Annotated in this window: 24 protein-coding genes; 4 read left to right on the top strand and 20 right to left on the bottom strand. The window is 70.6% G+C overall.

Going from position 1 to position 25966, the window contains the following annotated elements:
• Position 1 precedes the first annotated feature (1 nt).
• The gene (locus tag ACFXJ8_RS10635) at positions 2 to 1945 is read left to right on the top strand and encodes a hypothetical protein (protein WP_379643603.1); all 1944 of its coding nucleotides are present in this window, start codon (positions 2 to 4) and stop codon (positions 1943 to 1945) included.
• A 175-nt stretch (positions 1946 to 2120) separates the two neighbouring features.
• Here ACFXJ8_RS10635 and ACFXJ8_RS10630 read toward each other — a convergent pair whose 3' ends face one another.
• The 9 genes from ACFXJ8_RS10630 to ACFXJ8_RS10590 form a co-directional block, all read right to left on the bottom strand.
• Positions 2121 to 2603: a CHRD domain-containing protein gene (locus ACFXJ8_RS10630; protein WP_379643602.1), complete on the bottom strand. Its 483-nt coding sequence runs from the start codon at positions 2601 to 2603 to the stop codon at positions 2121 to 2123.
• 331 nt (positions 2604 to 2934) lie between these two features.
• A complete protein-coding gene (locus ACFXJ8_RS10625) occupies positions 2935 to 3150 on the bottom strand; it encodes a hypothetical protein (protein ID WP_379643601.1) in 216 nt (71 codons plus the stop codon).
• Positions 3151 to 3393: 243 nt separating this feature from the next.
• Positions 3394 to 3807: a PIN domain-containing protein gene (locus tag ACFXJ8_RS10620; protein ID WP_379643600.1), complete on the bottom strand. Its 414-nt coding sequence runs from the start codon at positions 3805 to 3807 to the stop codon at positions 3394 to 3396.
• Positions 3804 to 4064 (bottom strand): CopG family transcriptional regulator, encoded by a 261-nt coding sequence (locus tag ACFXJ8_RS10615; protein WP_379643599.1) that lies wholly within the window; start codon positions 4062 to 4064, stop codon positions 3804 to 3806. The genes ACFXJ8_RS10620 and ACFXJ8_RS10615 overlap by 4 nt, the downstream gene beginning before the upstream one ends.
• 29 nt (positions 4065 to 4093) lie before the next feature.
• On the bottom strand, positions 4094 to 5263 hold the full coding sequence (locus ACFXJ8_RS10610) for a dihydrodipicolinate synthase family protein (protein ID WP_379643598.1): 1170 nt from the start codon (positions 5261 to 5263) through the stop codon (positions 4094 to 4096).
• 132 nt (positions 5264 to 5395) lie between these two features.
• Positions 5396 to 6259, bottom strand: a complete 864-nt coding sequence (locus ACFXJ8_RS10605) for a carbohydrate ABC transporter permease (protein WP_379643597.1) — start codon at positions 6257 to 6259, stop codon at positions 5396 to 5398.
• Positions 6256 to 7122: a carbohydrate ABC transporter permease gene (locus tag ACFXJ8_RS10600; protein WP_379643596.1), complete on the bottom strand. Its 867-nt coding sequence runs from the start codon at positions 7120 to 7122 to the stop codon at positions 6256 to 6258. Before ACFXJ8_RS10600 ends, ACFXJ8_RS10605 begins: the two co-directional genes overlap by 4 nt.
• Positions 7123 to 7179: 57 nt before the next feature.
• The gene (locus tag ACFXJ8_RS10595) at positions 7180 to 8430 is read right to left on the bottom strand and encodes an ABC transporter substrate-binding protein (protein ID WP_379643595.1); all 1251 of its coding nucleotides are present in this window, start codon (positions 8428 to 8430) and stop codon (positions 7180 to 7182) included.
• A 62-nt stretch (positions 8431 to 8492) separates the two neighbouring features.
• Entirely contained in the window at positions 8493 to 9644 is a 1152-nt protein-coding gene (locus ACFXJ8_RS10590; protein ID WP_379643594.1) for a DegT/DnrJ/EryC1/StrS family aminotransferase, read from the bottom strand.
• 80 nt (positions 9645 to 9724) lie between these two features.
• Here ACFXJ8_RS10590 and ACFXJ8_RS10585 point away from each other — a divergent pair, with 80 nt between their 5' ends.
• Positions 9725 to 10930 (top strand): hypothetical protein, encoded by a 1206-nt coding sequence (locus tag ACFXJ8_RS10585; RefSeq protein ID WP_379643593.1) that lies wholly within the window; start codon positions 9725 to 9727, stop codon positions 10928 to 10930.
• Positions 10931 to 10970: 40 nt separating this feature from the next.
• Here ACFXJ8_RS10585 and ACFXJ8_RS10580 read toward each other — a convergent pair whose 3' ends face one another.
• The 5 genes from ACFXJ8_RS10580 to ACFXJ8_RS10560 form a co-directional block, all read right to left on the bottom strand.
• A complete protein-coding gene (locus ACFXJ8_RS10580; RefSeq protein WP_379643592.1) occupies positions 10971 to 12053 on the bottom strand; it encodes a dihydrodipicolinate synthase family protein in 1083 nt (360 codons plus the stop codon).
• 4 nt (positions 12054 to 12057) lie between these two features.
• A complete protein-coding gene (locus tag ACFXJ8_RS10575) occupies positions 12058 to 13065 on the bottom strand; it encodes an NAD-dependent epimerase/dehydratase family protein (RefSeq protein ID WP_379643591.1) in 1008 nt (335 codons plus the stop codon).
• A gap of 72 nt (positions 13066 to 13137) precedes the next feature.
• Positions 13138 to 14028, bottom strand: coding sequence for a Gfo/Idh/MocA family protein (locus ACFXJ8_RS10570; RefSeq protein WP_379643590.1), 891 nt, complete (start codon positions 14026 to 14028; stop codon positions 13138 to 13140).
• 265 nt (positions 14029 to 14293) lie between these two features.
• On the bottom strand, positions 14294 to 16096 hold the full coding sequence (locus ACFXJ8_RS10565; protein ID WP_379643589.1) for a hydantoinase B/oxoprolinase family protein: 1803 nt from the start codon (positions 16094 to 16096) through the stop codon (positions 14294 to 14296).
• Positions 16093 to 18108 (bottom strand): hydantoinase/oxoprolinase family protein, encoded by a 2016-nt coding sequence (locus tag ACFXJ8_RS10560; RefSeq protein ID WP_379643588.1) that lies wholly within the window; start codon positions 18106 to 18108, stop codon positions 16093 to 16095. Before ACFXJ8_RS10560 ends, ACFXJ8_RS10565 begins: the two co-directional genes overlap by 4 nt.
• 154 nt (positions 18109 to 18262) lie before the next feature.
• Between ACFXJ8_RS10560 and ACFXJ8_RS10555 the strand changes: the two genes are divergently transcribed.
• Entirely contained in the window at positions 18263 to 18913 is a 651-nt protein-coding gene (locus tag ACFXJ8_RS10555; RefSeq protein ID WP_379643587.1) for a thymidine kinase, read from the top strand.
• A gap of 199 nt (positions 18914 to 19112) precedes the next feature.
• On the opposite strand, the gene ACFXJ8_RS10550 is transcribed toward ACFXJ8_RS10555, so the two are convergent.
• Positions 19113 to 20333: a hypothetical protein gene (locus tag ACFXJ8_RS10550; RefSeq protein ID WP_379643586.1), complete on the bottom strand. Its 1221-nt coding sequence runs from the start codon at positions 20331 to 20333 to the stop codon at positions 19113 to 19115.
• Positions 20334 to 20625: 292 nt separating this feature from the next.
• Between ACFXJ8_RS10550 and ACFXJ8_RS10545 the strand changes: the two genes are divergently transcribed.
• Positions 20626 to 20847, top strand: coding sequence for a response regulator transcription factor (locus ACFXJ8_RS10545; RefSeq protein ID WP_379643585.1), 222 nt, complete (start codon positions 20626 to 20628; stop codon positions 20845 to 20847).
• Positions 20848 to 20909: 62 nt separating this feature from the next.
• On the opposite strand, the gene ACFXJ8_RS10540 is transcribed toward ACFXJ8_RS10545, so the two are convergent.
• From ACFXJ8_RS10540 to ACFXJ8_RS10520, 5 genes are all read right to left on the bottom strand, one after another.
• Positions 20910 to 22430, bottom strand: coding sequence for an alpha/beta hydrolase (locus tag ACFXJ8_RS10540; protein WP_379643584.1), 1521 nt, complete (start codon positions 22428 to 22430; stop codon positions 20910 to 20912).
• Positions 22427 to 23218, bottom strand: a complete 792-nt coding sequence (locus ACFXJ8_RS10535; RefSeq protein ID WP_379643583.1) for an ABC transporter permease — start codon at positions 23216 to 23218, stop codon at positions 22427 to 22429. The genes ACFXJ8_RS10540 and ACFXJ8_RS10535 overlap by 4 nt, the downstream gene beginning before the upstream one ends.
• 28 nt (positions 23219 to 23246) lie before the next feature.
• Positions 23247 to 24173: an ABC transporter ATP-binding protein gene (locus ACFXJ8_RS10530; protein WP_379643582.1), complete on the bottom strand. Its 927-nt coding sequence runs from the start codon at positions 24171 to 24173 to the stop codon at positions 23247 to 23249.
• Between the two features lie 218 nt (positions 24174 to 24391).
• Positions 24392 to 24991 (bottom strand): DsbA family protein, encoded by a 600-nt coding sequence (locus tag ACFXJ8_RS10525; protein ID WP_379643581.1) that lies wholly within the window; start codon positions 24989 to 24991, stop codon positions 24392 to 24394.
• A 15-nt stretch (positions 24992 to 25006) separates the two neighbouring features.
• Positions 25007 to 25903: a hypothetical protein gene (locus tag ACFXJ8_RS10520; RefSeq protein WP_379643580.1), complete on the bottom strand. Its 897-nt coding sequence runs from the start codon at positions 25901 to 25903 to the stop codon at positions 25007 to 25009.
• Between the last annotated feature and the right edge of the window lie 63 nt (positions 25904 to 25966).

Genomic DNA, 25966 nt, shown 5'->3' with positions numbered 1-25966 from the left:
TATGATCCCCCGCCGCCGATTCCTCCAGGCCGCTGCCCTGTCCACCGCCGCCGCTGCGACCCTGCCTTCCACCCCCGCGGCGGCCGCGAGCCGGCCGCCCGAGGGCACCCTCACCGACCTCGGTCCCGCGAGCGTCGCCAGCCCGCTGGGCAACGGCGAGTTCGTCGGCGATGTGCTCTACCTGGGCTCGCGGGGCCTGTCGCCCAACGTCGTGGGCGCCTGGGACCTCGGCACCGACACGATCACCAGGCACTTCGAGATCCCCACCGGCGTGGGCATCTGGGCCATGTGCAAGGTCGGCACCGACGTCTACGTCGGCACCCACTCCAGGTCCGACCTCTACAAGATCGACACGCTGACGGGGACGACGACCAAGCTCGCCGAATACCCCGACCACTTCATCTGGACGATGGCCGCCTCCCCCGACGGCAAGGTCTACATGGGGATGTCGGAGCCGGGCAGGGTGGTCGAGTACGACCCCGCCACGGGCGCCAGCCGCGACCTCGGCCAGCCCGCGCCCGGCGAGGCGTACGTGCGCAGCATCCAGGCCGACGCCGACCACGTCTACGCGGGCGTCGGCACCAACGCCCACCTCATCGCCATCGACAGGAAGACCGGCGAGAAGCGCGACCTGCTGCCCGCCGAACTGGCCGACCGCGACTGGGTGTCGAGCATGGCGAGCTCGGACACGCACGTGGCGGGCGGCGTGCTGTCACTGGCCGAACTGGTCGTGGTCGAGAAGGCCGACCCGGCCAACTACAAGATCGTCAAGGCGACCGCGCCAGGCGAGAAGTACGTCGTCTCCGTGCTCATCCACGACGGCTGGGTCTACTTCGCCGGACGGCCGTCCGGCACCTTCTACCGCTACCACATCGCCACCGACAGGCTCGACGTGCTCGGCGTGCCGTTCTTCGAGGCCGCGACGAGCAGAATCCTGGAGCACGAGGGGCGCATCTACGGCATCCAGGACCCCGGCGTCTTCGTCTACGACCCCACCACCAACAAGATCGACTATTTCAGTCACGTGCAGCGCGGCTACCGGGCCGCCGCCGAGGCCCCCATGTCGGTCCACTCGGACGGCGAGCACGTCTACGTCGGCGGCAAGAGCGGCGCCGACATCCACGACCTGGCCACCCGCAAGGTCACCAGGCTCTCCATCCCCGGCGAGCCGAAGACCATGATCACCGTCAGGGACACCACGTACCTGGGCGTCTACACCCAGGCCGCGCTCTACTCCCACCGCATCGGCGACCCCGAGGCCAAGCTGCTGTTCCGCACCGGACACAACCAGGACAGGCCGCGCGACCTCACCTACGACCGGCGCACCGGCCTGATCGTCATGCCCACCCAGTCCGAGCCCGGCCACCCCAACGGCGCCCTCGACGTCTACGACCCGCGCAGCGGCAAGGTCGACACCTACCGGCCGATCGTGGAACGCCAGACCGTCGCCTCGGTGACCGCGCTGCGCGGCGTCGTCTACCTCGGCACCAGCACCCAGGAGGGCCTCGGCTCCCCTCCCGTGACGCCGACGGCCCGCCTGGCCGCCTTCGACCTGCGCAGGCGCGAGAAGCTGTGGGAGATCGAGCCGCTGCCGGGCATCGCATCGATCACGGGGCTCAAGCACACGCCCCTGGCGGTCTACGGGATCACCAACACGGGCGTGCTGTTCGAGTACGACCTGCGCCGCCGCGCGATCACCCGCACACTCAAGGTGAACGGCAGGGGCGGTGACCTGCTCATCGCGGGGTTCACGGCGTACACCAGCGACGTGGACGCCGTCTACCGGATCAACCTGAGGTCGTGGACGGCGAAGACGATCGTGACGGGACTGGCGAGCGACTGGTTCGGCGGCGGGTCGAAGCTCAACATCGACCCTTCGCAGCGGGCGCTCTACGGCATCAAGGGGCGCAACCTGGTCCGGATCGCGATCTCGCCGTACAGCTGACCGTGGGCCGGGACTGCCCTCTCCCGTTCCAAGCCCGCTCCTCCGGCGGTTGCCCGGGGTTCCTGAGTGCCGCCAAGCTCCAGGAGCGAGAGCCGGTGACCCGTCGCGAACAGGTCACCGGCTCTCTACTACGCCCGTGCTCATCCTTTCTCAGTGCCACGCACTGATGCCGCCTCTAGACCTCCTCGGCGAGCTGGCCACGGATGGCGCCATCCGGGAACTCCGCGTTGTGGACGTTGGTGTAGAACTGGCTCGGATTCTTGACGATGGCCTTCAACTCGTCGCGGGTCAGCGTGGTGTCGGCATTGTCGGGGTTCTGTCGCCGCACGGCGCGGATGCAGTCGCTGGCGAAGCCCTCGGTGGGCGGCTTCAACGCCACCACGATCGGACCCGCCACTCCTGCCGCGCCCTCGTGGATGTGCGCTGCGGTCGCCGGGTCGATGTTGTGGGCGGTGATGACGTAGCAGAGCGACCTCTCGGTCGCCCTCCAGGCGAAGATCCCCACACCGTCGGGATCGCCGGGACCGGGAACCTCCTGGGCCCCGGTCATCTCGACGAACCGGAACTCCGGCGGGTGGTCCACGGTCGCATTGGCCGTCATGGGAATGACGGCCGCTGCCGCGGCGATTACCGGAATCGCGATGATTGATTTGATCACGGCAAGCCTCCTTGACAACTGTCAGTAGCGGATCATTGCTGTGCGTAATCTTTCCGGGATCTACCTAGCCGAAACCGCACTGTCATGGCCGAGATCGTCAAAGACGGGACAAGACCGACACGTCGAGCCTGGAGGCATGGATCTGCCAGCTCCTCCAGCTGACGGAGACCTTGAGGCGGCCAGCCCATGGAAGACGACCTCGACGGGGTTGCCCCCGACCGGGACCGACCGCGCCACGCGCCCATCCTCGTGCCGACCCAGGAGCCGCGACGGCGTCGATTCCCAAGGGGCCCGATGACCGAAACGCATGGCCGCCAGGGGCGGGACACGCTCAGGTGCCGGCGAAGGCGAGGCCCCTGGCCGCCAGTTCCTCCGTGAGGATCCGGATGGCCTTGGGTCCTACCCCGTGGAGTTTCAGCAGCTCAGCAGCGGTCACGCTGGTCAGTTGCTCATATCGGGTGTAACCGTGCTGAGCCAGCGCGCGGCGGGCGGGATTGCCGATCACGTGCGGAAACTCCGTCGGCTCCGCTGCGTCCTGAGTCGACATCTTCGCCCCTTTCCCTGATACCGGCCTGATGGAGCCTACGAGTCGTTCCTGAACGGCTCAGGAGGATGCGGCGATCACCGTGGCGCGTTCGGTCTCGGGGAGGTCAGGGCCGAACGGGTCGTGGGCGTGGGATGTGGGAATCAGGCCTTCGGCGGCGGCCAGCCAGAGCATGCGCTTTCCATTGCCTCACGAACGTGGCCAACTTCATGCAGGGGGCTGGCCGTCCAAACCTGGCGTTCAGAGCTAGATCTTGATGATGGCGGCCCGGTCGCCGCAGAGCGCCGAGAGGTCGTCTGGGTCAGACGTGAGCACGACGACGTGACCTGGAGCGGCGAGAGCGGTGGCACAGAGCATGGCGTCGATGGCGTGCTTGTGACCGTGCAGGCCCGCGTTCGCAAGGAGCGCTGCCGCTTGTCGCGCGAGGGGCTCCGTGACAGGTTCCACGACGACACGGGACAGGGTCCATTCGAGTGCGGGCTGCTTGATCCGCGGATGAACCACCTCGACGAGGGTGGCCGCGCTGGTGATGACGCGCAGGTCGTCCGCCTTGGCCAGGGCGAGCCACGAGGTCAGCTCCCGATCTCGGAGTACGGCCTTCGCGAGCCCTTCGCTGTCCAGGACGAGGGTGCCACCCGGTGTGGCCTGGACCGGCTTCACGCCGAGGCCGTTCCCGAGCCCAGCTGCTCGCGGGCACGCTGCAGCTGCTCCCGCCGCGCCTGGATCTCTTCTGCTGTGATCGGACCGTGTTCTGCCTCCGCGACAGCGATGAGTTCGTTGAGGTTGTCCCGCTCGATCTGGCGGGCTACGGCGGCGGTGATGTAGGCGGACAGACCGGAAGGGCCGCTGCGCGCACGTGCGGCTTCCGCGACGTCCCGCGGCATGGTGATCGAATACTTCTGAGTAGGCTCACTCATGCCACCCATGCTACCAGCGGTACTACTTGTCAGGCGGAAGCGGCGAGGACGGCGGCGCGTTCGGTCTCGGGGAGGTCAGGGCCGAACGGGTCGTGGGCGTGGGATTCGGGGATCAGCCCCTCGGCGGCGGCCAGCCAGAGCATGCGCTGGACGTAGCCTTCCATCGGCGCGGTGAACGTCGCGGTGGCCAGCCGGTCGAGCCGTGCCGACGCCTTGTCGAAGGCGCGCAGGTCGTCGCCCTCGAAGGCGCGCATCACCGCGGCCGTCGCCTCCACCGAGGCCGCCGCGATGCCGACGAGCGCGGCCTCGGCGCCCCACAGCAGGGAGGGGCCGAACATGCGGTCCTCCCCAGTGATCGCGAGCCTTCCCGCCTGGCGAGTCATGGCGATCGTCGCCTGGCAGCCCATGGCGTCCGACAGCAGCGCCGTCTTGAGGCCCGCGACGCCGGGGTGGCGCAGGATCTCGGTGAGTACGGCGGGCGGGCACGGGGCGGTGTACAGGTCGAAGGCGATCATCGGCAGTCCGGTGGCCTGCCACACGGCGTCGTTCTCGGCCAGCCGGTCGCCGGGTGAGGGGAACACGAGGATGCCGTCGGCGCCGAGTTCGGCGGCCATCCGCGCGTCCGCCACGGTCCTTTCGACCGCCCCCTCGCCCGCCGCAGGGGGTGTCGCGCGATCCATGCCTTCCCGTGGTCCCGCACCACCCGCACTCTCCCAAAGCCCAGGGTCCGAGCCTCGGCCGACGCCCGAATGCGAGACGGCGCCCGACTTCCGGTTCGCGCCTTCCCCGGGCGTGGGACCCGGCTCCTGACCGGTGGCCGAGTCCGGGGCGAGGTCCGGCCCGATGCCCGTGCCTTCCCGGGGCGTGGGACCCGGAGCCTGGGCGGCGCGTGGGTGCGGGGCCGTACCGGAGGGGGCGGCCGGGGAGCCGCCGACGCCGACGACGACGGGGACGCCCGCGCGCCTGGCGCGCACGATCAGCTCGCGCCTGACCTCAGGGGGCAGGTACGGCCCGCGACCGGTGTGGGCGAGCACGGCGAGGGCGTCGGCTCCGGTGGCGACGAGCCGTCGGTAGTAGCGTTCGGCGAGGTCGGGGTCCACCTCGCCGGAGCGGGTCATCGGGGTCGCGGCGGCGGCCACCAGCGCGCCGCGCAGGCGGTCGCGCAGCCGGGCCGCCCGCGGGTCGATCACCGTGCTCATGGTCGCTGCCTCACGGGATGTTTCGCGGCGTTCCCACATGGTCGCTCCCTCGCCGGACGTTTCGGGGCGTCCAGCGTAGGGCGTTCCCGCGTGATCGCTCCCACTCCGGGCGTTTCGCGGTGAAGGCCGGAGCTACTTCAGCCCGGTCATCGCGATGCTGTTGACCAGGTACCGCTGCAGCAGGAAGAACACCAGCAGGCAGGGGACGGCCGAGATGGCCGCCGACGACATGACCAGCGACCACTGCAGTTCCTCGGTGCGCAGGATCGTCAGGCCGACCGTCAGCGTCCTGGTCGCGTCGCTCTGCGACATGACCAGCGGCCACAGGAAGTCGTTCCAGTGCCACAGGAACACGAACACGCCCAGCGTGGCCATGATCGGTTTGGTCAGCGGCAGGACGATCGTCCAGTAGACGCGCAGCTCGGAGGCGCCGTCCACCTTGGCCGCGTCGAACAGTTCGTCGGGCAGGCCGAGGATGAACTGGCGCATCAGGAAGACGGCCTGCGAGTTGGCCAGGGTCGGCACGATGAGGCCCCAGAAGGTGTCGACGCCGCCGAGGTTGGACACGAGCACGAACACGGGGATCAGCGTCGCCTGGAACGGCACCATCATCGTGGCGAGGAACGTCCAGAGCATGGCGTCGCGGCCGGGGAAGCGCTTCTTGGCGAAGGCGTATCCGGCCATCGAGGCGGTGACCAGGATGACCACCACCGAGACGGCCGAGTAGATCAGCGAGTTGAGCGTCCACTGGGCGAACCCGGACGCCGACAGCACCTGCGTGATGTTGTCGAAGGTCAGCGACTCGGGCCACCGTACGGGAACGGTGGGTTCGCCCCTGGGGCTGAGCGCCACGATGATCATCGCGATGAAGGGCGCGACCGTGAGCAGCGACATGAGCGCGAGCAGCGCGAACAGCGCCCACCTCGCGCGTGGCCGCCTGGGCTTCGCCCTGGCGGGGGCGGTGGTGGCGGCGGGGCGGGTGGCGGTGAGCGTCATGTGTTCCCCCTGCCGAGGAAGCGGCGCTGGATGAGCGAGATGGCCAGCACGATGACGAACAGCACCATGCCCCACGTGGCGGCGTAGCCGAACTCGAAGAACCTGAAGCCGCGCTCGTAGATGCCGTAGATGAGCGTGTAGCTGGCCTTGGCGGGCCCGCCGCCGGTCATCACGTAGATGGTGTCGAAGACCTGGAACGAGCTGATCGTCTCGATGACGAGGACGAAGAACAGGGCGGGCTTGAGCAGCGGCAGCGTGATGCTGCGGAAGCGCTGCCACGGGCCGGCGCCGTCGACCGTGGCGGCCTCCAGGTAGGAGCCCGGGATGGCCTTCAGCCCCGCCAGCAGGATCAGCATCGAGTAGCCGAAGCCCTTCCAGCAGGAGACGACCGCCAGCGCGGGCAGCACCAGCGCCGAGTCCTCCAGCACCTGGAGCGGGCCGAGGTCCAGCTTGGCGAGCAGGCCGTTCAGCAGCCCGTCGAACTCGTAGATCCAGCGCCAGATGATGCCCGCGAACACGAAGCTGGTCACGTACGGCAGAAACAGCATGCTGCGGAACAGGCCGCGCATGAAGATCACCGCGTTGAGGAGCAGCGCGGTGCCGAGCGAGACGGCTACCGTCAGCGGCACGAAGATCGCCGAGTAGACCAGGGTGACGCGCAGGCTGGCCCAGAAGTTCGGGTCGTTCCACAGCCGGACGTAGTTGTCGGCGCCGACGACGTCCCATTGCCCGCCGATGTTCCAGTTGGTCAGGCTCATGCCCGCCGCGCCCAGCGTGGGGAAGATCCGGAAGATCAGGAAGAGGACGAGCACGGGCAGGACGAACAGCAGTCCCGTGACCGGGTCACGCAGGCGATGACGCACCGGGTTCACACCTTTCCAGGAAAACGGGGCCTTCCCTCGGGAAGGCCCCTCACCGTGTCAGCTGCCGCTGGCCAGCAGCTCGTTCGCCTCCTTCGCCGCCGCGTCGAGGGCGGTCTTGGCGTCCTCCTTGCCCAGCAGCGCCGCCTGGATGTGGGAGGCGATCATGGCCATCACCTGGCGGGCCTTGGGGTGGGTGTCGCCGGGGAAGGCGAACTCCAGGGACTTGGCGAACTCCTTGGACGCCTCGCTCTGGCCGGGGATCGTCACGTCGGTCCGCGCGGAGAAGAAGCCGGACTCCTTGGCCAGTTCGGCCGCCACCGCTGGGCTGGACAGGTAGGCGGCGACCTTCTTGGCCGCCTCCTGGTTCTTGGAGTGCTTGGCCAGCACGACCCCGCCGGGGATGCCGAACGCGACCCGCTTGCTGCCTTCGAGCGGCAGGCCGACGCCCACGTTCTCCTCGCCGATCGCGGCGCCGAGCTGGGTGGCCATGAGCGCGGTGGCCGCGTGGTACATCGCGGACTTGCCCGCGGCCAGCGTGCCGCCCTCGATGTCGTTGCCCTTGCTCGCGGTGTTCTCCGGCAGGCCGCCCGCGGCGTTCAGGTCGAGCAGGAACTGCAGGCTCGCCACGCCCTCGGGGCCGTTGAAGGCGACGGTCTTGCCGTCGGCGGCGAAGACGGCGCCGCCGTTGGCCCACAGGATGGGGTAGAAGCTCTGGTTGAGCGAGATCTCGGGCTTGCCCGGGTAGTCGAGGACGGCGATCTTCTTGGCGGCCAGCTTGGGCGCTGCCGCCTTCAGCTCCTCCAGGGTGTCGGGGACCTCCGTGACGCCCGCCTCGGCGAAGAGCTTCTTGTTGTAGATGGGAGCGGTGATCGTCTGGTAGATGGGGACGCCGTAGAGCTTGCCGTCGACCGTCAGCGCGGTGAGCGCGTTGGGCAGGTAGGCGGCCTTGTCCTTGGCGATCACGTCGTCCACCGGTTCGAGCGTGCCCTGCTGGGCGTACTGCGGGATCTGGTCGGGTCCGAGCACGACCAGGTCGAAGCCCGTCCTGGAGGCGAGAGCCGTTGTGATCTTCTCCTGGCGGCCGTCCCAGGGCTGCTGGTCGATCTTGACGTCGACCGTGGGGTTGGCGGTCTCGAAGTCCTTCTCGACCTTGCCCCAGAACGCCTGGTTCTTGGCCGAGTCCCCGATCACGGGGTACATCCAGAGGGTCACCGTGCTCTTGTCCGACGAGCCTGAGCCACCGGACCCGCACCCGGCGATCACGACGCTCATGGCGGCCGCGATTCCGGCTGCCGCTACCTTCCTCATCGGCGGCTTCCTTTCATGAATACCGGTCCTGACCGAAACCTAATGAGCGGGGAGACGACCGGTCAATGCCCGATACACGAACGTGACGACGACCAGTCCGTGACCCGCTCGGCGACGAGCGCGACGTGCTCGTCGGTGTAGTGCTCGTTCCAGTCGATGACCAGCAGCGTCTCGGCCACCAGCCGCTCGGCCTCCGGGCACGCTTTGGGCGCGTAGCCCTCCAGCGGGTACGGCGAGCCGCCGTAGATGGGTCCGCTCCAGACGGGCGCCCGGTTCAGCGGTTCGGCGAGGTAACCGGCCTGTGCCGGAATCCCCGCCGCCCGCAGCTGCCCGGCCAGCTCCCCCGCCCCGCCGCCAGGCAGGACGAGGGGGAACAGCCACCAGGCGTGCCCCTCGGGGCGCGGCAGCCGTACTCCCGGCAGGCCCTGCAGGGCCTTCAGCAGCTGTACGGCGGTGCGCCGCCTGGCCTCCAGGACTCCCGGCAGCTTGGCCAGCTGGGCGCGGGCCACGGCGGCCTGGAGCTCGGTCATGCGGTAGTTGAGGCCGAGGCTGGCGTGCGAGCGTCCGGCGGCGCGGTCCCAGCCCTTGTCGGAGAACAGGCGCATCCTGCGGGCCAGCGCGTCGTCCTGGGTGATGACCAGGCCGCCGTCGCCGCAGGTGATGTGCTTCCACTGCTGCAGGCTGAAGGCGCCGACCTGGCCGACGGTGCCCGCGAACCGCCCGCCGGGCAGTTCGGTGAGCCAGGCCTGGGCGGTGTCCTCGATCAGCATCAGGCCGTGCTCGTCGGCCAGCGCCCGCAGCTCGTCGACCTTCGCGGGGGCGCCGAACAGGTGGACGGCCATGATGGCCCTGGTGCGCGGCCCGATCAGCGCGGCCACCGCGCCGGGGTCGAGATTGCCGTCAGCGGGGTCCACGTCGGCGAAGACAGGGACCGCGTTCTGCGCCAAGATGGGGGCCACGGTCCCGAAGTCCGTGATCGGCGTGGCGATGATCTCGTCTCCGGGGTCGGGAGCCGCCGCCACGACCGACAGATGGAGGGCCGCGGTGCCGGAGCTGCACGCGATCGCGTGGCGGGAGCCGTACAGGTCCGCCATCTCGCGCTCGAGCGCCCGGCCCTCGGTCCCCCAGACGGAGTTGAGCATGCCCGAGCGGATCACCCGTTCGAGAGCGGCCACCTCCTCGTCGCCGAGCGTGCGGCCCTCGGGGTCTGCCATGGTTGGAAACTTCGGGGTCACGAGTTAACCTTTCGGTCTTGACCGTAATAATGCAACCGTAGAAACGCAGGGAGGCGTGGGTGGGTATCGTCATCGGGGTCGTCGGCCCGCACGATCTGGTCGACGACGTCGCGGCCACCTGCGAGGAGCAGCCGGGCGTGAGCGCGCTGCGGCTCGACTACGACCACGAGTCGCAGGCTCCCGCGATCGTCGAGGCGCACGCCGCCGCGGTGGAGGGCTGGCTGTTCACCGGCATCGTGCCGTACATGCTGGCCCGCGACGCCGACGCGCTCACCAGGCCCGCCGCGTTCGTCGACTACTCCGGGGCGACGCTGCTGACCGCTCTGGTACGGCTCCAGCACCAGGGCCAGGACATCACGCGCCTGTCCATCGACACCCTCTCGGCCGCCGACGTCATCGCCACGTTCGAGGAGGCGGGGCTGCCCACCGACCAGGTGCGCACGCTCCCCTACCGGCCCGAGATGACCTCCAAGAAGGCGGTCTCCTTCCACCGGCGCGGCGGCGACCACGCGGTGATCACCTGCCTGAGCTCGGTGCACGAGGCGCTGCGCGACGACATGCACGTGCTGCGCCTGGCGCCGTCGGTGCACTCGGTGCGGGTGGCGCTGCGCCAGCTCCTGCTGACCGCGGAGGGCCAGGCGCAGGAGGACGCGCAGATCGCGCTCGGCCTGATCGAGGTCGGGAGCGAGGAGGGGCTGCTGCGCGAGGCGGCGGCGCTCGGCGGCACGCTGGCCGCCTTCAGGGGCGGCACCCATCTGCTCGTCACCACGCGGGGGCCGCTGGCCGATGCCACGGGCAACTTCACCGGGCTGCCGATGCTGGCGCGGCTCGCCGTACCCAACCAGGTCGTGAGGGTGGGCTTCGGTCTGGGGCGCAGCGCCGCCGAGGCGGAGAGCCTGGCGCGCAGGGCGCTGGCCCGCGCCCGCCGCATCGGCGAGGTGGCGGCCGTGCTGTCGCTGCGCGCCGACACCGACATCGTGCTGGAGTCGGTCAGCGCGACCCCGGCGGGCGAGCAGAACCTGTCGGTGATCGCGCGCCGGGTGGGCCTGTCGGTGCCGACGCTGGAGAAGCTGCTCGAGGCCCGCGAGGCGGCCGGTGGCGAGCCGCTGACCACCAGGGAGATCGCCGAACGGCTGGCGGTGCAGCAGCGGACGGCGCGCCGCATGCTGCACCGGCTGGAGCTGGCGGGGCTGGCCGAGCGCACTGGCAACCTGACCAGCGGGACCAGCGGCCGTCCGCTGACCCTGTACCGGCTGACGCTCTAGGCAGGCCACCTGTCCAGGCCCTCCTACCGGCTGACGCGCTCTAGGCGAGCCACCGGTCGAGGCCCTCGGCGACGAAGTCGTCGTCGCGTAGCCAGGGGTAGGCGGCCCACACGCGGTCGATCTCGGCGAGCTGTCCAGGCGACAGCTCCTCGGCGGGGTCGAGGCACCAGCGGCCGTCCAGCAGCCCCTGGCGGCGCAGGATCTCGTGGATGCCGGGGATGCAGCCGTGGAAGCCGTTGGCGGAGTCGAAGATGGCGGCGTTGGCGTCGGTGAGGTGGCCGTCGAGCCCGAGCAGCCTGCGCACGGCGGCGTCGTCGCCCGCGCGGGCCAGCTTGGCCTCCTCCAGCAGCTCGACCGCCTTGCGCACCCATACCGCCCACTGGCCGAGCAGCCCGCCGACGAACTCGACCTCCACCTGGCGGCCGTCCACGATGACGCGGTGGGTGGTGATGAGGTCGGCCAGGATGTGGTCGTCGTTGCCCGTGTAGAGCGCCACCTCCTCGGCCCTGCCCGCCCTGACCACGCCGTGCAGCACGTCCAGCGTGCGGTAGCGGTCGAACGGCGCGACCTTGATGCCGACGACCGACTCGACGGCCGCCAGCCCGGTCCAGAACTCGCGTGACAGCGTGCGGCCGCCCACCGCGGGCTGCAGGTAGAAGCCGATGACCGGCAGCACCTCGCCGACCGCGCGGGCGCGCTCGATCAGCGCGTCCTCGTCCAGCTCCCTGTAGGGGCTGAGCAGCACCATGTGGTAGCCGAGCGACCTGGCCAGCTCCGCCTCCGCCACCGCCTGGTGGGTCGGGCCCGTCGCGCCCGCCACCAGCACGATCTCGCGGCCCGCCTCGCGGGCGGTCTCGGCCGCCAGCTCCAGGACGGGCGGCAGCAGTTCGGTGCCGTGGATGGCGAACTGCGTGGTGTGCACGCCCACCGCCAGGCCGCCCGCGCCCGCGTCCACGTAGTAGCGGGTCAGCGCCCGCTGGCGGCGCTCGTCCAGCCTGCGTCCGGCGTCGAGCGCGAGCGGGTGCGCGGGAATGACCAGCCCGCGTCTGAACAGGTCGCGCACGGACGTGTGAGCCTCTGGAGCCGTGCCGAGCACGTCGCCTCCCCCTTGATCGATGAGCATGCGGTCAGAACCGGCCGTCGCGGCGCTCGAACTTCGTCGGCCTGCCGAGCAGCGGGCCGCCCTCGGCGATCCACGCGGCCGTGAGCTCGATCAGCTCGGCGGGCGTGAGCTCGGGGTAGCCGAACAGCCGGTGACACCTGGCGGCGTTGGACAGCAGCGCGGTGGGCGCCTCCTCGCCGGTGAACGCGGGCTGCTTGCCCAGTGCCCTGCCGAGGTCGAGCGCGGCCTGCCGTACCGAGATCAGCTCGGGTCCGGTCAGGTTGAGCACGAACGGCGGCGCGGACGCGTGCAGCAGCGAGCGGAGCGTCACCTCGTTGGCGTAGCCCTGCCACACGACGTTGGCCATGCCGGTCGAGAGGTCCACGGGCTCGCCCGCGTGCACCTTCTGCGCCAGGTCGACGAGCACGCCGTAGCGCATCTCGACGGCGTAGTTGAGGCGGATGAGGGCCAGGCGCGTGCCGTACTTCTCGCTGAAGTGCGACATCACCCGCTCTCTGCCGAGGCAGCTCATCGCGTACTCCCCCACCGGGTCAGGGGGCGTCTCCTCGGTGGCGCCGCCGCCGGTCACCGGGACCAGCGGGTAGACGTTGCCGGTCGACAGCGCCGCGATCCTGCTGTCCCTGAACCGGTCGGCGACCCGCCCCGGCAGGTAGGAGTTGGTGAACCAGGTGGCGTGCTCGGCGCCCTGCGTGCCGAACTTCGCGCCGACCAGGAACACCACGTTCTCCACGTCGGGCAGGTCGCGCAGCGCCCGCTCGTCGGCCACGTCGGCGCTGACGACCGTGGCGCCCTCCTCGGTGAGCGCGTCGGCCAGGCCAGGCTCGGAGAACCTCGACACGGCCACGATCCGCCTGCCGCCCCTGGTGGCGTTGAGCGCCAGCCTGACCAGGCTGGGGCCGAGCTTTCCGCCCGCGCCGAGGATCATGATGTCGCCGTCGAGTCCGGCCAGGTCGGCGACGAGTCCTTCACTGGGTCGCGCCAGCCGCTCTTCGAGCTCCACTACCGTCCGCACCCCGAACTCCTCTCATTTACGGTCCAGACCGTAACTTCGCGGGTCTTTTCCTGTCAATGGGGAGAGGAGCTGTCAGGCCGGTACGGCCTCGCGGGCCGAGACGAGCACGTCGAGGACGGCCCTGGTCTGGGCCCACGGAACGGGGCTCGGCGCGCCGTCCACCATCGCGAGGAACGCCTCGACGGTGCCCTCGTAGCCGAGCCCCTTCAGGACGTCGTCGCCGCCCTCGATGACGATGTCCCGCGAGCCCTCGCGGGTGTGCACGGTCACCGTGTACGCCTCGGCCTCCGAGACGCCGATGATCTCCACGGCGCCGGTGACGCCGCTGTCCCAGCGCAGCGCCATGACGCCGCAGTCCTCCGAGCGCAGGCCGTCGTAGTGCCTGATGGCGCCCGCCGCTCCGGCCAGCCGTACGTCGGGGCCGAGCAGGGCGACGAGCAGTTCGACGCCGTGGATGCCCATCGTGACCATGGTGCCGCCGCCCTCGCCGGGGGTGTCCTGCCACGGGTTGTAGCCGGTCGCCCAGAGGCCGACGTCGTGCCTGACGGTGGCGCGCACGGACAGGACGGCCGCGGGATCGACCTCGGCGGCGGTGAAGGCGGGGGCGAACCTGAGCACCGAGCTCGACAGCACCCGGTCGGTGATCTCCAGGCGGTCGAGGGCGTCGAGCTGGGCGCGGGTGGCGGCGGCGGGCTTGTTCACGAACACGGGGGCGCCGGTTTCCAGTACGGCGCGCAGCGCGCCCGGGGTCTGGGGGTTCGGCACGGTGAGCACGACGCCGTCGGGGCCGGTTGCGAGCAGGTCGTCCAGTCCGGCGGCCACCTTGGCGCCGGGATGCTCGTCGGTGAAGCGCCGCAGCCGGTCGGGGTCCTGCTCCCATACGACGAGCTCGGCGTGCCGGGCCAGGGTGCGGGCGTCGGTGTAGGGGTGGCTGGTGGCCAACCCGGCCAGAGCAATGCGCACAACGTCCTCCATCTCCGGAATGTGCGCCATCATGACACCCCGGCCCTCGCCGCCGCCCTCACGACCAGAACCCCACGCGCACGGCCCCACTCGTCGCCACCGGGCTGACCTCTCTTGGGACCCGCACGGCCCCACCCCTCATCACCGGCTGACCTCTTTCGAGGGGAGGGATTCCCACCGCACGGCCCCACTGATCGTCACCGGCTGAGCTCTTGTGGGGGTGAGAAGACCGGCACGCGACGGGGGTTGGCCGACGCGGGCAAGGCTAGGGTTCGTCCACCTCCGCGTGGGTGCGGCCGTCCGCCAGCGTGGGATATCCGGGCCCCCGGTCGAAGAAGCGCCTCGGCTCGGCGCGCGGCCCCGCGCGCAGGGCCGACGTCGCCGCCTCGTCCACGACGCCGTCCGACAGCACCACGCCGTAGTCCCGCCTGGCCCCCTCCACCGACACCTTCCCGTCGCGGACGTCCGCCGCGACCGTCAGCGGGTCGCGGTCGTAGGGAGGGCCCCAGCCGCCGCCCCCCGTCGTGCGGATCCGGATGATCTCACCGGCGCGCACCGGGTGGTCGTCGACCAGGCCCTCCATCTCCCGCCCCGCCACCGAGACCGTGAACGGGCGTCCCGCCAGCCCCCCGTTGACCCCCCAGCACGACAGGATCGACCGGTCCGCGATCGACATGTAGGAGGCGTCGCGCAGCATCCTGATGTGCTTGTCGTAGCCGAGCCCGCCCCTGAACAGCCCGGGCCCGCCCGAATCGACCGCCAGGCCGAGCCGCTCCACCCTGAACGGCCAGCGCGCCTCGGCGAACTCCACCGGGATGTTGCGCGAGTCGGGCACGACGTGGATGGTGTCCTCGCCGTCGGCGTACCACCGCCCGCCCGAGCCGCCGCCGAGCACCTCTCTCATCAGGTACGGCACGCCGTCCGCGTCCTCGCCGTACACGCCGGTGTACCTGATCGTCTCCTGGTCGGCGGGCATCCTGCCGCCGGTCGCCTTGGCCAGCACCCCCGCCAGCACGCCGAGCAGGCGCAGGATGACGAACGTCCTGGCGTTGGTGGGGGCGGGGAAGATCGGCGTCAGCAGCGTCCCCTTGCCGGGGAAGCGCATCTCGATGAGCGGGACGACCCCCTCGTTGACGTCCAGTTCGGCCATCCGCGCGGGCGTGTCGGCCAGGTTGCGCAGGATCGGGGCCAGCCACTTCTTCAGGAACACCCCGTCGGCGTAGTCGCCCGCGTGGTTGATCGGCCCCTTGGCCTGCGGCGAGGTGCCGGTGAAGTCGATCACCAGGCGGTCTTCGAGCCTGGTCAGCGTGATCCGCTGGGTGTGCAGGCGGGGCTCGTCGACGCCGTCGTGCTCGGCGTAGTCCTCCCAGACGTAGGTGCCGAGCGGGATCTTCGACAGCAGTTCCCTGCGGAACGTCTCGGTCGTGTTGTCGATGATCGCGTCGAAGCACTGCTCGACCGCGGCTCTGCCGTACCTGTCGAACAGCTCTCCGAGCCTGCGCGCCCCCATCAGGCAGGCCGAGCACTCGGCGTCGAGGTCGCCGGCGAGCGAGTCGGGCATGCGGGAGTTGCGGGTCATGATCCGCAGCGCGGCCTCGTTGGGCACGCCGCGGTCCCACAGCTTGATCGGCGGGACCATCAGCCCCTCCTCGAAGACCGAGCGCGCGTGGGAGGGCATGCTCCCCGGTACGGCGCCGCCGATGTCGTCGTGGTGGCCGAAGGCCTGCACGAACGCGACGACCTGGCCGTCGTGGAAGACGGGGACGGTGACGCACAGGTCGGGCAGGTGACCGATGCCGCCCTCGGACAGGTAGACGTCGTTGTGGAAGAAGACGTCGCCGGGGTTCATGGTCTCGACGGGGAAGTCGCGGACGATCGGCTGGACGAGCGCCGAGTAGGAGCGCCCGGTCAGCTTGCGCAGCCTGACGTCGTGGATGCCGGCGCGGAAGTCGTGGGCGTCGCGGATCATCGGGGAGCGCGCGGTGCGCGCGATCGCGGTCTCGACCTCCTTCTCCACGGAGGCGAGGGTGCCCTCGACGATCTCGACGAGGATCGGGTCGACGGTCACTGGGCGGTCCCTTCCTTGCGGACGATCAGGTTGCCGTGGGCGTCGCACTCGGCGGTGAAGCCGGGGTGGAGCGGGAGCGTCGAGCCGTACTCCTCGATGACGGCCGGGCCGGTGATCACGTCGCCCGCGAACAGCGTGGCGCGCGGCTGGACGGGGCACGACGACCAGCCGTCGTCCTCGAAGGAGACGGGGCGGGCGGCGGGCTCGGCGAGGGGCCCGCTGCGAGCGGGCCGCGGCGGGATCGTGGGGCGGGTGATGGGTCCGATGCCGGACACCCGCAGGTTGACCCATTCGACCGCGTGGCGGGGATCGTCGCGGTAGGCGTAGCCGTAGAGCTTCTCGTGCGCCTCGTGGAAGCGGGCGACCACCTCGGCCTGCCACTCGGCGTCGGGCGGCCCGGGGGGCGCGGGCACGCGCACCTCGTAGGCCTGGCCGTAGTAGCGCAGGTCGGCGCTGCGCTGGCAGACGGGCGCGGTGAAGCCCTCCCTGTCGAGCGCCTCCACCGCCTGGCCCTCCAGATCGGCGAGGATGCCGGCCAGTACGTCGGCGGAGGGCTCGCGGGTGACGCAGGTGCGGACGTAGTCGTTCTTGACGTCCACGGTGAGCAGCCCGAACGCCGAGACGTTGCCGGGGTCGGGCGGCACGATCACCGCGGGCAGCCCGAGGATGTCGATGAGGCGGCAGGCCAGCAGCGGCCCCGAGCCGCCGAATGTCACGAGCGGGAAGTCGCGCACGTCGAGTCCGCGTTTGACGGTGATCTGGCGGATCGCGTTGCACTGGTTGAACGCGCTGATCTCCAGGATGCCGGTCGCGGCGCGTTCGGGGCTGAGGCCGAGCTTGCCGGCCAGCGCCTCGATGCCCTGCGTGGCGGCCTCGCGGTCCAGCGGGATCTCCCCGCCGAGCAGGTGCGGGGGGATGCGGCCGAGGAAGACGTGCGCGTCGGTGACCGTGACGTCGCCACCGCCCCTGCCGTAACAGAGCGGGCCTGGGTCGGCGCCGGCGGACTTGGGGCCCACCTTCAGCGTCCCTTCGGGGGAGATCCACGCGATGGAGCCGCCGCCCGCGCCCACGGTCACGATGTCGATCATGGGGATCTTGCAGGGGTAGCGGCCGATCGAACCCTCGGTGGTCAGCGAGGGTTCGCCCTCCACGACCACCGCCACGTCGGTCGAGGTGCCGCCGCCGTCCAGCGTGATCACCGAGGGCCGCCCCGCGGTGGAGGCGATCAGCGCCGCGCCCAGCGCGCCCGCCGCGGGCCCGGACAGCACGGTGGTGATCGGCTGGTGCACCACCTCGGCGGCGCTCAGGACGCCGCCGTTCGACTTCATCACCGAGTACGGCAGGCCGAGCCGCTCGGACAGGTTGGCGATGTAGCGCCGCATCGTCGGCTTGACCGCCGCGTCGACCAGCGTGGTGACCGACCGCTCGTACTCCCTGTACTCGCGAAGCACGTCGCTCGACAGCGACACCACCGCCTCGGGATGCTCCCTCTCGAGCACCTCGCGCATGCGCAGCTCGTGCGCGGGGTTGGCGTAGGAGTGCAGGAAGCACACGCCGATGGCGGTGATCCCCTGCTCCCTGAACCAGCGGGCGACCAGGGCCGCCTGCTGTTCGTCGAACGGCCCGACCTCCTCGCCCCGGTGGTCGAGCCGCCCGCCGACCGTCTTGACCCTGTGCACGGGGACGATCCTCGGCGGTTTGACCCAGAAGTAGGAGTTGCCGTAGCCGTCGGGCACGCTCTGCCTGGCGATCTCCAGGATGAACTCGAACCCTTCGGTCGTCACGAAGCCCAGGTCGGCGATCCTGCCCTCGAGCAGTTGGTTGGTCGCCACGGTCGTCCCGTGGACGAGCCCGGTGATCGGCCCGCCGCCCACCTTCTCGATGCCGGCCATGAAGCCGTCCGCCGGGTTGGCGGGCGTCGAGGGCGTCTTGGTCGTGAAGATCTCGCCGGTTCGCTCGTCGATCGCGACGACGTCGGTGAACGTGCCGCCGGTGTCCACTCCGATGCGCATGGGTTCAGTGTCTACCTGGGGGGTCGCCTGCGGGGACCAGCGAAACCTGCCGAACAACCGGCGATTCTTCAGCGTCTCCTGCTGCCGAGGACGCTCGACGGCCCGGCCTGGATGCCGAAGTAGGCACCGGCGATGACCAGTAAGCTAGCGGCCCGTGACCGAATTGTCCGCGCTCTCTCCCGTCCCCTCCGCCGCCCGTGACGCGGTGCTGAAGTTCTACTTCGGCCCGATGGACTGCGGTAAGTCCACGCTGGCGCTGCAGATGAACTACAACCACGGACGGCAGGGCAGGCGCGGGCTCGTGCTGACCAAGCACGACAGGTCGGGAGGGGCGCAGGTCACCAGTCGGATAGGGCTCGGCCTCGAGGCGATCGAGGTGGACGACTCGCTCGATCTGGTCTCGCTGGTCGGCGCGCACGACAGGATCGACTACCTGATTTGCGACGAGGCGTGCTTCTACACCGTCGAGCAGATCGAGCAGCTGGCCGACCTGGTTGACGAGCACGGGGTGGACGTCTACGCCTTCGGCCTGGCCTCCGACTTCAGGTCGCAGATGTTCCCCGCCGCGCAGCGCCTGTTCGAGCTGGCCGACGAGGTGTGCAGGCTGCAGGTGGAGGTGCTGTGCTGGTGCGGCCGTCCGGGACTGCTGAACGCCCGCGTGGTCGGCGGCACGATGGCCCGCAGCGGCGAGCAGGTGGTGATCGGCGACACCGACGCCTCCCACGTCCGCTACCAGGTGCTGTGCCGCAGGCACCACCGTTCGGGACAGCTGGCTACGCCGCTGTCGAGCCTGACGGCCTCCTGATACATCGGATGTATCTCCCGGATCTTACGGTATGGATATCCGATCAGCCAGAAAGATCGCGCTGTGATCCGATCTTTACATGTGAGATCACAACGAGTCAGCTAGAATGACAGAGACCGGCTCGTTGGTCGCGGCCGGCAGTGCGGTGGTGGCCGTGCCCAGCCTCCCCGTTGAGAGCCACCACCGCCCTACAGCCCCCCTACGACGGGGCGAAGGCTCGCAGCAGGTAGCGGCGCTGGTTTCGGGTCAGCTCGCCCAGGCCCGCTTCCGCGGTGATCCCGCCCCGCTTCAGGAGTCTGCCGACCTGGCCGTCGCTCTGCCCTGGCAGCGCGCGCAGCAGCGGGCCGACACGGGTCTCGGTGGTGGTCCGGTCGGTGCGCCGCAGCAGGTCGGCCAGGCCCAGGCGGCCGTCGGCCAGAGCCTGCCGCAGCCGTGCGTCGCCGGACTCGGGCGCCTTCGTCGAGGGCAACGTCTGGGGAATCGGTAGCAGCCCGCCCGCCTGGATTTGAGGCGCGGGAGCGGCCACAGGAGCAGGTGGAGGGCCGCCGTCCAGCTCGCCGCGGGCGACGGTCAGCAGTCCCGTGGTCGCCAGGACGGCAGTGGCGGCCACCAGGAGATGGCGGCGTGACAGCCTGCCGCCCGCCGTATCCGCCAGCCTGAGACCGACGACCGCGGTCCGCAGCAGCACCCCGGTGATCAGAGCCAGGAGCAGGGGCACGACCTGCGGCGGCAGCGGCGCGAGCGTGGCCAGGACGACGCCCAGGGCGGGGCTCAGGCACGAGAGCGCCAGCCACGGCGCCGCGCGGCGGCGGGCCAGGTCGAGCAGGGCGGTCAGCGCGAGACCCTCGCTGGCCGAATGGACCATCAGGGCCGCGACGACCACGACCGAGGCGGCCAGCGCCAGGGTCGCGCCCTCGATCACGCGGTGGGCGGTGAGCGCGGCGGCGGTGCCGACCCCGCCGAACAGGGCGCCGCCGACGGCTCCGCTCACGCGGCGGTGCAGCCCCGGGGCGTGCCTTCCCCCCCGGACCTCCTCGCCGGAGTGGCCGCAGCCTCCACGGGTGAGGAGGGTGATGACGACGAAACCGAGCAGGGCGGCAAGACCGAGCAGCCACAGCGGGGTGCCGGACTCACGGGCCTCGTGCCAGGCGTCGGGCAGCAGCTCGGTCAGGGCGGTGATGAGCATCAGGGCGCAGGCCACCGCCAGCCACACGCTGATCTTCTGGGCGTTACGGCGAGCCAGCCATGCGCCGGCGAGCGTCGACATCGTCACGAGCAACACCGCGACCCAGGTACCTGTCGGCACCGGAGGGAGCCACGACGGGGGCCAGATGGAGCCCGGCCGAGGGGAGAGATCGGGGCCGAGGGCGACCGGGTGCAGGGCCAGGGCGAGTACGGGCGCCCCGGATGGCATGGGCATGACGCCGCCTTTCTGGCGCGGCCAGCTCTTCATACGGAGAGTAATTGTTCGATTGCGCTCCGTTTAAACGGCGGCGGTCCATCCCGAGCGGGACACCGCGCGACAGCAAGCAACTCGAAAGCGACTTACAACCACCAGTGACTACAAATCTCACCTAACAGCGCAAACCGGAGGAATTCCGGCCCTCTGGAGCCGGCTTTCCTTCCGTCACGGGTGATGCGGCCACACCGCGGAGCCCGCGGCCCCGAGCCGTACGACGTCGAAAGCCACCGAGATCACCGGAAGTGATCAGATGCTCCCGCCCTTTCAGCCCGGCGACGCCGAGTCGCCCCTCGCTCCCCGTGAGGCCGAAACCCTGCGGCACATCGCCGCCGGGCGCACCTACTCCCAGACCGCCCGGCGCATGGGAGTTAGCCTGCACACGATCGACACCTATCTTCGCAGGGTCCGGCTGAAGTTCGGGGTCACGAGCAAGGCGGAGCTTACGCGGCTGGCGGTCGCGCTGGGCCTGTGACATGCGTACGGCCCCTCGGACGACACTGTCCGAGGGGCCGTACGTCGGAGAGGCCGGTGATCTCAGCCGCACCGCGCTCCGTCGGCCGGCGGGCGGCCGTCGATGAGGTAGGTGTCGACGGCATCCTTGACGCACGCGTTGCCGCGCTTGTCGTAGGCGCCGTGGCCATCGCCGTCATGGGTCAGCAGCACACCGGACGACAGCTGGCCGGCCAGCGCCTTCGACCACGCATACGGCGTGGCAGGGTCCCTGAGGTTGCCCACGACCAGGATCGGCGCCGCCCCCCTGGCCGTGATGGCGTGCGGCCTGCCGGTCGGCTTGACCGGCCAGTACGCGCAACTCAGCTGCTCCCACGCCACCCTCTCCCCGAAGACGGGAGCCGCCTTGCGGAAGGCCGGCAGCCGCGCCTCCACCTGGTGAGCCGACGTCAGGGCGGGTGGCCCGTCCAGGCAGACGATCGACAGCATGGCCTCCCCGGAGTTGTCGTCCGTCCCGCTCGGGGAGTCGCCCAGCTCGAGCAGGGCGGCGCCCTTGCCGCTCATGGCCTGCTGGAAGGCGGTCCGCAGGAGCGGCCACGCGCTCTTGTCGTACAGGGCGCCGCTGATGAGGGCGACGGCCGTCTCCTTGTCGACCGTCTGCGGGCCTTCGCCGGGAAGCGGCCTGCGGTCGATGCGCTCCAGCAGGCCGACGAGGCGCCGCCTGGCCTCCTTGGGATCGGTGCCCAGCGCGCAGTCGGAGCGCGTGGCGCAGTCGGCCAGGAAGGAGTCGAGTGCCACTTCGAACCCGCGGGCCCGGATGATGGACGACGCGCCCGTCGGCCACACTCTGGGATCGACGGCGCTGTCGAGGACCAGCCTGCCGACGCGGCCGGGGAAGAGCTCGGCGTAGACGGCGCCGAGCATCGTCCCGTAGGAGAACCCCAGGTAGTGCAGCCGGGCGTCGCCGAGCACCCCGCGCAGCACGTCCATGTCCTTGGCCGCCTCGGCGGTCGAGACATGGGCGAGCAGCTCGCCGGACCGCGCCAGGCAACCGGCCCCGAGCTTCTTGAGCTCGTCGGCGCGCTCGCTCGCCGACGGCTCGCCGCGTGCCCTTGGGTTCCGCACCTGACGGCCGTAGGCGGCGGCCGCGTCCGGAGCGCAGCGGATCGCCGCGCTCTTGCCGACACCCCTGGGGTCGAACCCCACGATGTCGTAGCGGGCCCGCAGCCGGTCGGTGAGGGCCTCGCCGGACCCGCGGGCGAAGTCCACTCCCGAACCGCCTGGGCCGCCGGGGTTGAGCAGCAGGGAGCCGATCCGCTGCCGCTGGTCGGCGGCCGGCTTGCGCGTTACGGCCAGCGTGATGGTGTCCCCGCCGGGATCGGCGTAGTCGAGCGGGACCTCGAGGCGACCGCACTCGAATCCGTCTTCGCACGCCTTCCAGGCGATCCGCTGCTCGTAGAAGCCCCGCAGCGCCCCGGCGTCCGCCGGGACGGAAGGCGGCCTGGCGTCGGTCTTCCCCGTGGCGCATCCCGCGGCCGCCAGGCCCAGCAGGACGGCGCCTGCGGTGAGGAGGCCGAACCCGCCCCTGCCGCGCGGCGACGTCATGCGTCCCGCCTGCGCATCTCGAGGAGCGCGAGGCCGGTCATCGCGATCGTCCAGGCACAGTAGAGCGCGAACCAGCCCCAGGGAGCGGTCTCCGCCATGTCGATGATCCGCATGCCCGCCATGAACGGCAGGACCTCGACCAGCTTCTCGGCCCCCGGTACCAGGCCCAGGAAAGAAGGCAGGAGGTAGAACAGGCCGAGCATGGCGACGATGATCCCCACCGTATGGCGAATGATCGCGCCGACGGCCATCGTGAGGACGACCAGCACCGTGAGGTAGGCGCACATGCCCAGCAGGGAGCGCAGCACCCCGGGGTCGGTCACGCTGCCGAGCACCTCACCCGCGGCGAGCTGGACGGCGAAGCAGATCCCCACCACGACGAGCGTGGTCACCAGCGTCGCCGCGGCGAACACCACCATCTTGGCCGCCAGCAGGCGACCGCGCCGTGGAACGCTCATCAGCGAAACCTTGATCATCCCGGAACGATACTCGCCGCTGATCGCGAGGACCCCCAGCACCATGATCGCGAGCTCGCCGAATCCCGCCGCCACCTGGACCGCGGCCACCGCCTGGCCCATGGTGCTCGTCGAGGCGCCCCAGTCCGACACGGCCATGGCGACCGCGCCGATGACGCTCGTGCCGATGGCGAGCAGCGCGAAGATCGCCAGACACCAGCGGACCGATCGCGCCGAACGGAACTTGGTCCATTCGGCGCGCAGCACGTTGCCGAACCCGCCTCGTGCCGGCGCGAGGCCGACCGCGGGAGCCGTAAGAGTGGTTACAGCCATGACTTCCCCCGTCAGTTGGCTGGACCGGTCATGCGCCGGTCATGGACATGGGCGAGCCCGCCCGGAACTGGACGCTTTCCTGCGTCAACTTCATGAACACGGCCTCGAGCGAGTCGTTGCGCGTCCAGAGTTCGTGCACCGCCACCCCTGCCGTCAGGGCGAGATCGCCGACGCGGGAGGCGGAGAGCCCGACGACGGACAGGGATCCGTCGGATTCCGCCCTGACCTGTCCCCCCGCGGACTCCAGGGCGGGACGCAGCACCGCCGCGAGCGGGGCGCGCACGTGGACGGACCCGGACGAGTGGCTCGCCACGAAGCGCGCCATGGACTCATCGGCGATGAGCCGCCCCTGGCCGATCACGATGACGTGATCGGCGGTTCCCTCCATCTCGTTCATGAGATGGCTGGAGACGAAGACGGCCCGCCCCTGGGCGGCGAACGACCTCATGAGGGTGCGGACCCACAGGATCCCCTCAGGGTCCAGGCCGTTCATCGGCTCGTCGAGCACCAGGATCTGCGGGTCGCCGAGCAGCGCGGCCCCGATGCCCAGCCGCTGCTTCATCCCGAGGGAGAACGTGCCGACGCGCTTGCGCGCCACGTGGGAGAGCCCCACCAGGTCGATCACGTCCGTCACCCTGGCACGGCCGATGCCGTTGCTCTGGGCCAGCCACAGCAGGTGGTCGTGAGCCGACCTGCCGGGATGCGCGGCGTCGGCGTCAAGCAGCGCGCCGATCTCGCGCAGCGGATAACGCAGCTTCTCGTACGGCCTGCCGTTGACGGTGGCCGATCCCGACGTCGGTCGATCCAGCCCCATGATCATGCGCATCGTCGTCGACTTGCCCGAGCCGTTGGGGCCCAGGAAGCCGGTGATGGTGCCGGATCTCACCGTGACGGACAGGTCGTCCACTGCCAGGGTCGCGCCGAACCGTTTGGTCAGCCCCCGTGTCTCGATCATCTCGATTGTCTCCGCGGTCTCTCGTGTCCTGCCGCCTCTCGCTTCCCTGGGCGGGAGCGGGATCGCGGCGCTTCAGCGGGTCGTGTGCGTCACTCGACCGTGGGTTCCAGTAGGCAGGACAGGAGAGGCGGACGTCATGTCACTGACATTCGCGACTTGACGGAGACTGTCGATCTTGGTAAATCCCCGGGACACAGGGAGGTCCCGGGGAGGACCCGTCAGCGGGCCGTTCGTTCGGCGACCTCTTCGAGGGCGGCGAGGAAGGTGTCCTCCGACTGCGCGCCCGACACCCCGAACTGTTCCTCGAACAGGAAGAACGGCACGCTGGTGATGCCGAGCTCCCGCGCCCTGGCGAGTTGTTCCCGCACGTCCGCGGCGGCCTCACCGGTGTCGGTGACGCCCACCTCGGCGGCCAGCTTGGCCAGCACCTCGCCGTCGCCGATGTTGAGCCCGTCGGTGAAGTGCGCGGCGAACAGCCGGTGGGTCATCTCCTCGGCCAGGCCCTGGCGGGCGGCCAGCTCGATCATCCGGTGCGCCTCGAACGTGCCGGCGCTGATCGCGTGGTCGAAGCGCAGCTCCAGGCCCTCCTGCGCGCCGACGGCCGCCACCTGCCCGGTCATCTGCGCCACGTCGCCACCGAACTTGCGCTCCAGCGCCTCCAGCAGCGGCTCGCCCGTGGCGGGGGCGCCGGGGTTGAGCTCGAAGGGCCGGTAGATCACCTCGACCTCGCCCGCGAAGCGCGCCACGGCGCGAGCGAAACGGCGGTGCCCGATGTAGCACCAGGGGCAGACGACATCCGAAAAGATTTCAACTTTCACGAATCGTCGTAACAATCAGTCGGCGGCGAGTTCTTCCAGCCTGTGGGGAAGGTAACCCGAGTCGTCGACCAGCGCCGAGGCGCCGCGCCACCAGCCGAACCACTCGGCGCTGCGCCACATCCAGTCGACCCGCTCGATCGCGGCCACCACGTCGCCCACGCTCGTCCACGACTCGCCCACCTGCTCGTGCGTGGCGCCGTGCCGCAGCGCCCAGCCGCGCAGGATGCGTACCGCGTCGTCGGGGACGGGCCGCGCGTAGGGGTCGGGCTCTTCGCCGGGCAGCCGGTGCGGCCCGAGCCCGGCGGCCACGCCCCAGCTCCACTGCGCCTCGGCGGGCTTGGAGTAGCGCAGCGAGGCGAAGTCGAGGTTGGAGCCGAGCTCGCCGTCGGGTCGCCTGGTGACCAGCGCGTCGAGCCTGCCGCCCGCGTCGAAGTGGACCACGAGCCGCTGGCCTGGCTCGACGCGGGCGGGCAGCAGGATGCGGTCCTCGGCCTGCCAGGAGTTCAGGTCGACCTCGGCCACCGGCCGCCCCCACAGCGCGTCGGCCGCGTCGTCGGCGATCCAGGCGGCCAGCATCTCCAGCACCGTCAGGTCGGTCCACGGCTCCACCGCGGCGGCGGTGTGCAGCACCTCGAGGGGGGCGGGCAGCTTGCCGCCCCGCTCGGTCTCCCACCACCCCTGACCCAGCTCGCGCACGCCGACCACGAGCGCGGCGATGGAGGACAGCTCGGCCGACCGCCTGGTCAGCGACGCGCCGAGAGCCAGTTCGAGACATCGGGAGGTGCGGTCCTCGCCCAGCGCGGCGCGCGCGTCGGCGATCAGCGCGACCGCCGTCGGCCGCTCCTCTCCGAGCAGGTTGGAGATGACTCGTCGGGCCTCGGTCCTTGCGTCTTCAGCGTGTGCCTCCCGCATACCAGCCACGCTACGCCGGGAGATCCTTTTCCAACAGCTTGTATGACGAACCTGTATGACGAT

It is taken from the genome of Nonomuraea sp. NPDC059194, from assembly GCF_042754765.1.
GTDB lineage: Bacteria > Actinomycetota > Actinomycetes > Streptosporangiales > Streptosporangiaceae > Nonomuraea.
The sequence above is the reverse complement of the archived record's forward strand: the minus strand, read 5'-3'. Positions and strand labels throughout refer to the sequence as shown.